The organism is Pseudomonas sp. 05N434 (assembly GCF_056396965.1).
Genome location: NZ_JBFTMK010000797.1, coordinates 1 through 1,602, shown reverse-complemented (window position 1 = coordinate 1,602; position 1,602 = coordinate 1). Strand labels below are relative to the sequence as shown.

1 protein-coding gene is annotated in these 1,602 nt (G+C 62.8%); it reads left to right on the top strand.

The window, feature by feature from the left end; genetic code table 11:
• Positions 1–1,602 (top strand): putative bifunctional diguanylate cyclase/phosphodiesterase (locus AC1DLB_RS29475; RefSeq protein ID WP_477786239.1); only part of this gene is annotated, 1,602 nt, incomplete at both ends.

Sequence of the window (1,602 nt, the reverse complement as noted above, 5' to 3'; positions counted from 1 at the left end):
CGCCTGTTCCGTGCGGGTGCTGCAGTCATCATGGGCATTGCCATCGTCGGCATGCACTACACCGGCATGGCCGCGGCGCGCTTTGCCGCCGGCAGTTTCTGTGGTGCGGCGGTCAGTGGTTTGAACGGCAAGGGGCTGGACAGCCTGGTGCTGATCACCACCTTGGCGATATTGAGCATCGCCTTGCTGACGTCGATCCTCGATGCCCGCCTGGAGGCTCGCACCGCGGACCTCGCCCACTCGCTGACCGTGGCCAACCGTGAACTCACTCAACTGGCCTTGCACGACACCCTGACCGGTTTGCCCAACCGCATGTTGCTGGCCGACCGTATCGATCAGGCCATATCGAAAGTGCAGGAGCAGGGCAGCTGTTTTGCGTTGATGTTCATTGATCTGGACGGCTTCAAACCGGTCAACGATGCGTTCGGCCATCACATGGGCGACCAGCTGTTGCGTGAAGTTGCACTGCGCCTGCGCGAAGACCTGCGTAGCCAGGACACCCTGGCGCGGATCGGCGGCGACGAGTTCGTGTTGCTGGTGCGCCTGAACGAGCCGAACGATGCGCTGAGCCTGGCGGAGCGTCAGGTCGGGTTGATTGCGCGCTCGTTCCGGGTCGCCGAACATGACTTGCAGATTTCCGCCAGTGTCGGCATCGCGCTCTATCCAGGCAACGGTCAGACGGCCGATGAGTTGCTGATGAACGCCGATGCCGCGATGTACCACGCCAAAGGCGCCGGGAAAAACGGTCATCGCTTCTTCGACGCCTCGATGAACAGCAACGCGCGCAAACAGCTGCAATTGCTCCAGGACTTGCGCAGTGCCGTCGATCAGCAACAGTTCAAACTTTATTACCAGCCCAAATTCGACGCCGGTCATGGCCGACCAGTGGGCGCCGAGGCGTTGCTGCGCTGGGAGCATCCGACCCTGGGCCTGCTGCAGCCGGACACGTTCATTGACCTTGCAGAGAAGACCGGGCTGATCATTCCGATTGGCGAGTGGGTGCTCAACGAGGCCTGCCGGCAGATGCGCGAGTGGTACGTGCTCGGTTACACCGATTGGCGTATCGCGGTGAACCTCTCGGCCTTGCAATTCTGCCACGCGGGGCTGGTGCAGAGCGTTGCCAGAGCCCTGGCCACCCATCATCTGCCGGCCAACAGCCTGACCCTGGAAATCACCGAAACCACCGCCATGAGCGACGCCGATGCGAGCATGACGGTGTTGCAGGAGCTGTCGGAAATGGGCGTCGACCTGTCCATCGATGACTTCGGTACCGGCTATTCGAGCCTGATGTACCTCAAGCGCCTGCCGGCCAATGAACTGAAGATCGACCGGGGTTTCGTCCGCGATCTGGAGCACGACAGCGACGACGCGGCCATTGTCTCGGCCATCGTCGCCCTCGGCCAGGCGCTGGGCCTGCGGATCGTCGCCGAAGGGGTGGAAACCGGCGTCCAGCAAGACTTCCTGACCCAGCTGGGCTGCGACTCGTTGCAGGGCTACCTGCTCGGGCATCCGCTGCCGGCCGATCGCTTCATGGTCGACATACACCGCGGGGAGCAATCGGCAACGGGGGCAGGGCGGCAGCATCGTCAACGTCTCCTCGGT